This window comes from Malonomonas rubra (assembly GCF_003247215.1).
Lineage (GTDB): Bacteria > Desulfobacterota > Desulfuromonadia > Desulfuromonadales > Geopsychrobacteraceae > Malonomonas > Malonomonas rubra_A.
The window spans coordinates 1-4,716 of sequence record NZ_QKAP01000131.1 but is presented as its reverse complement, the minus strand read 5'-3'; the positions used below and the strand labels follow the sequence as shown (position 1 = coordinate 4,716).

Below are 4,716 nucleotides of genomic sequence, written 5' to 3'. Positions count from 1 at the left end.
TGGGCAATTTGGTAAACTACTCATATCATTCCTACTTTCTTTGGCATTCATCGTGCGATTATCCGCACAGTTAAAACAGAAAAAAAGAGTCCAGCCAAGCAGAGGGGGAGGGCAAGGCTAGACTCTTCAGTTTGGGCTTATCGCATCTCCTGATTACGTGACAATAAATAAGAAAAAAATGGGTGTAAAGAGAAAGCTTCAATTGTGTTAAATTTTGTATCAGGCTTATGCTTTATTCACTTTCAGCGGATTGATTTTAGTTTGTACGCAGTTTCTGTCGATGTCTAAAGTTTTAATCTGACTTGCGACCGACCATATACGCATCAATAATTCCTATGATCCACAAAAATATCAATGCAAGTGAAGCAATGTTTACCATGCGCATATCGGCTCCTGCAGCCTGACGGGATAGCATTTCAATGATAGCTGCTGAATCGGGTTGAACTTCACCCTGCAGGATCTTGTCGAGGATTTGCAAAGCCCTCTCAACTTCTCTGCTGATGATAAAACCGAGTAGCAGGAGAGACCCGCAAGACAACAGAGAGCCGACAAAGTACTTTTTTAGGTAAAAATGGCCCACGCCGGGGAATACCAGTGCTGATAATAAACAGGCTTTCGTAGATTTATTCATTTCAAGAACATCTCTTTTTGCAAGATGAAAGATGGGTATATGTCATGATAGATAAAGAAGGCTCTTGGTTCAACCCGCACCCGTTGCCTATTCGATGAACAGTATTTATAGAGGTTACGGGCTTAACCGTTTTGGGCTTATGGGCCCTTGTTATCATCTAAAAATAGATGCCACTAATGATTATAATAGGGAAGAAACCTCTCTTTTCTGCGTGAGCTGCCCCTTCAGGTAACAGAAAAGACCTAACCGTGCTGCGATTGAGGCTTTAAACTAAGTTCTATTCCTACCTACATTTGTTCAATTATCGCTCCAGCTGAAATCGTTCCCGCCTGCAGAACTTTCGCAAAAATTCCTTCTTTCGGCATGACACAGTCTCCAGCTTGATGATAGATAGCACAGCGGGTGTGGCACTCTTTCCCAATTTGAGTGACTTCAAGCAGGCAGTCGCCGATTTTCAACTGAGAACCGATCGGCAATTCGACCAGATTGATTCCTTCCGTAGTCAGGTTTTCAGCAAAATCGCCAGTGGTAACATCAAGTCCCATGTCACGCATCTTGTTGATACTTTCCTGGGCGAGGAGGCTGACCTGACGATGCCAGTCGCCCGCGTGGGCGTCGCCGACAATGCCGTGGTTTACGCGCAATTCGACCTGGGAGACCGGTGTTTTGCGCTCGCCTTTATTTTTACTGATACAAGTTGCGACTACTGTTGCCATTTTCTTTATCCTCCTATGGATGCCATGTTAAAGGCTTTGGCATCGGGATTGTCGATCGGTTGTTGCTTCTCGGGTTTATTATGGATTACCTCTCGCAGTGTTTCGACCAGAACTGTGGAATCGGAACTCCTCAAACCTGGCCGCAGATCAACTTCGTCCCTGTTGAACAGGCAGCTTTTAGCAAAACCGCGGGAGGTGACCCGGATGCGGTTACAGCGGTGACAGAAATGTTCGCTCATCGGACTGATGACGCCAACGGTACCAGGAGCTCCTGCGATTTGGTACATTTTGGCCGGTCCGCTGGTGTGATTGTTTTCCAACGCCTGCAGGGAAAATTTGTTCTCCAATTGCGTTAGCAGTTCTTTGCTCGGAACCATTTTTTGTTGCCAGTTCGGTTCCTTGATTGTTGGCATATACTCTATAAAGCGGATCGCCCATTTTTTTTGCTGGCTGAGCGCAGCGAAGGAGAGAACTTCAAGGTCATTAATGCCGCGCATCACCACCATATTGAGTTTGATTTTGAGACCGACGGCTTCTGCTGCTTCAATGCCTCGAAGAACTTTCTGCAAATCGCCGCCACGGGTGATTTCACGGTAAACCTGAGGCAGTAGCGAATCGAGGCTGATGTTGACCTTTTGCACCCCGGCAGCTTTAAGCTGTTGGGCAGACGCTTCCAGCAGCAAGCCATTGCTGGTCAGGGTCACTTCGTTAATCGCGTCGAGTTGGGATATTTTTTCGATCAGGTCAATTACGCCTTTGCGGACCAGTGGCTCGCCACCGGTGATCCTGACTTTGCTGATACCGAGCGCAGTTGCTGCTTCGACAACGCGGTAGAAATCTTCCAGTCGTAAGATCTCACCACAGTCGATTTTGGCGATCCCTTCGCTCGGCATACAATAACGGCAGCGCAGGTTGCAGCGATCGGTCACCGACAGACGCAGATAATTGATGGTTCGGCCGAGGGCGTCGTTCATAGATTAGGCCGTCTGTTTTGTCGAGGGTTGCAAGGCGAATGAACTGACCAAAAAATCGACGACTTGGTCTGGTCGGTTCAAGTCGAGCAGCGGCACATCCAGATCCAGTTCGCTGTCGCTGGCGACAGCAAGTAACGATGAGTCATACTTCTCTCCGCGGCAGAGCAGGGTGGCGCCATGCTCCTGGCGATGAACCTCGATCTTCGGCAGACCGATCTGCTTGAATCCTTCGATCAGCACGATATCGACATCTGCAAAATAGTCGCGAATCATCTCTTCGATCTGTGGCGGTTTCTCATACTGCTTGACCAGCGCCAGCTTTCTGCTGGAGCTGATCAGCATGGAGTCGGCGCCCGATTCGGTAAAGCGATAGCTGTCTTTGCCTGGATGATCAATCTCAAATTTGTGGGCGTCATGTTTAATTGCGCCGACCTTGTAGCCGCGACTTTTCAGTTCGCTGATCAGCTTGGTGACCAGGGTCGTTTTGCCAGTTCCGGAGCGGGCGATAAAGGATACTGCCGGAGATAAGGTGTTATTCATGGTTCAATACCCCAAAGCGGTTGCCGCGCCGAGTAGATGCACGTCGAGGCTGTCACCCGCAGCATAGTGGTCTCGGTCAGGGGCGAGCAGGGCAATCCCTTGGGCATAAATCATGGTGCGCAGAATGCCGGTGTTCTGGTCACCGGAACTTGCGATCACCATTTCTCCCGACTCGTTCAATTCCACAGCCACCCGCATCAGCTGCAGGCGGTCGTATTTCTTTTTTACCGGTTCCTGTAGTTTTGCCTTGAAAAGGGGCTTGAAAAGGGTGCGATGCCCCATCATCTTCAGCAGGGCAGGGCGAACAAATTCCTCGAAAGTGATCATCGTCGAAACCGGGTTGCCGGGTAGGGAAAAGACCGGATTCGTACCGCGCATACCGAAGGCGGTCGGTTTTCCTGGTTTGATATTGATCTTCCAGAATTTCTGCTCGACACCTAGCTCTTCAAGCACCTCACGGACATAGTCACGGTCTCCGGCAGAAACCCCTGCAGAGGTGATTAGCACATCGGCTTGCAGACCATCGCCGATTTTTTGCAGCAAGCTCTCCCGGTTATCGCGGGCGATGCCGAGCATCAACGGTTCAGCCCCGATCTCGCGAATCGCGGCGGCAAGAGCCCACGAGTTGCTGTTGATGATGCCGCCTTCGATTGGCTGCTCGTCCAATTCCTGCAACTCATCGCCGGTTGAAAGGATTGCCACCCGGACCCGGCGATGGACGTTGATCATCGACATGCCGAAGGAGGCGAGCAAACTGATCTCGGCTGGCCGCAGCACGGTTCCTTTGTCGATGATGCGATCGCCCGGTTTAATATCTTCGGCTTTCCAGCGAATATGATCGCCTTGTTTTACTTTGCCGAGGATGGTCACACGATCGGGTGATTCTTCGGTTTCTTCAAACGGAACAATGGCATCGGCTCCCGGCGGGATGGGGGCTCCGGTCATGATCTTAACCGCAGTGCCCGGCTCAACCTTACAATTGAGCTTACCGCCTGCAGGAATGTATCCCTGCACCGACAAGGTTTTTCCGGAAACACAATCTTCGGCCCGTACCGCGTAGCCATCCATGGCCGAGTTGTCAAACAACGGCAGCGGCTGGTTGGCGACAATGTCTTCAGCGGTTGCCCGTCCGGCTGCGTCGAGCAGAGAGACTTTTTCGACCGCCAACGGCCGTACAGAATCGACGATTAGGTCTCTGGCCTGATAAAAACTGAGCATCTATTTATCCTTATATCCTTTTAGGTTTTTAACTGAAACTTCAAAAAATGCCTTAGCGTTGTTGTAAGATGTTCAATCCTAAATTGACCAGCAAGGCCACGGTCATCAATACAATTCCCAATGCCAAACCGAAGGCGAACTCGCCTTTGCTGGTTTCCAGCGCGATCGCCGTGGTCATTGTCCGTGTACTGTTGCGGATATTTCCGCCCAGCATCATTGCTATACCAACTTCGGCAATCACCCGGCCGAAACCGGCGATCACCGCAGCCATCACCCCAAAGCGGATTTCTCGCAGCAGTTGCCGCGCTGCCTGAAACTGCGAGGCACCGAGGGTTAAAGCCGTATTGATGATACGGCTGTCGGCACCGGTTACCGCTGTCAAAACCAGGTTGGCCACGATCGGCGTAGCCAAAACCACCTGCCCGGAGATCATCGCCCAGGGAGTAAACAACAGGCCCATCGGACCGAGTGGCCCCTGACGGCTGAATAGCCCGAATAGCAGCAAGCCGACTACCACTGTCGGCAATGCCATCATGGTATTAAGTAATGTTATCAGCAATTGCCGACCACGAAAACGGTTAAGTCCCAACCACAAACCAACCGGTATTCCGAGAGAACCTGCGATGACTATGGCGGT

6 protein-coding genes are annotated in these 4,716 nt (G+C 50.7%); all 6 read right to left on the bottom strand.

The features are described 5' to 3' along the window. Positions 1-292: 292 nt before the first annotated feature. The gene (locus Q7J88_RS13605; protein WP_303722778.1) at positions 293-631 is read right to left on the bottom strand and encodes a hypothetical protein; all 339 of its coding nucleotides are present in this window, start codon (positions 629-631) and stop codon (positions 293-295) included. A 287-nt stretch (positions 632-918) separates the two neighbouring features. Then, a complete protein-coding gene (locus Q7J88_RS13600) occupies positions 919-1,347 on the bottom strand; it encodes an MOSC domain-containing protein (RefSeq protein WP_303722777.1) in 429 nt (142 codons plus the stop codon). A 5-nt stretch (positions 1,348-1,352) separates the two neighbouring features. Beyond that, a complete protein-coding gene (moaA, locus tag Q7J88_RS13595; RefSeq protein WP_303722776.1) occupies positions 1,353-2,321 on the bottom strand; it encodes a GTP 3',8-cyclase MoaA in 969 nt (322 codons plus the stop codon). Positions 2,322-2,324: 3 nt separating this feature from the next. Continuing rightward, positions 2,325-2,861 carry a molybdopterin-guanine dinucleotide biosynthesis protein B gene (mobB, locus tag Q7J88_RS13590; protein ID WP_303722775.1) on the bottom strand — a complete coding sequence of 179 codons (537 nt, stop codon included), beginning with the start codon at positions 2,859-2,861 and terminating at the stop codon, positions 2,325-2,327. Positions 2,862-2,864: 3 nt separating this feature from the next. Further along, positions 2,865-4,079 carry a gephyrin-like molybdotransferase Glp gene (gene glp / locus Q7J88_RS13585; RefSeq protein WP_303722774.1) on the bottom strand — a complete coding sequence of 405 codons (1,215 nt, stop codon included), beginning with the start codon at positions 4,077-4,079 and terminating at the stop codon, positions 2,865-2,867. Positions 4,080-4,131: 52 nt separating this feature from the next. Continuing rightward, positions 4,132-4,716: ABC transporter permease (locus Q7J88_RS13580; RefSeq protein WP_303722773.1), on the bottom strand; the 585-nt coding region annotated here is incomplete at its 5' end.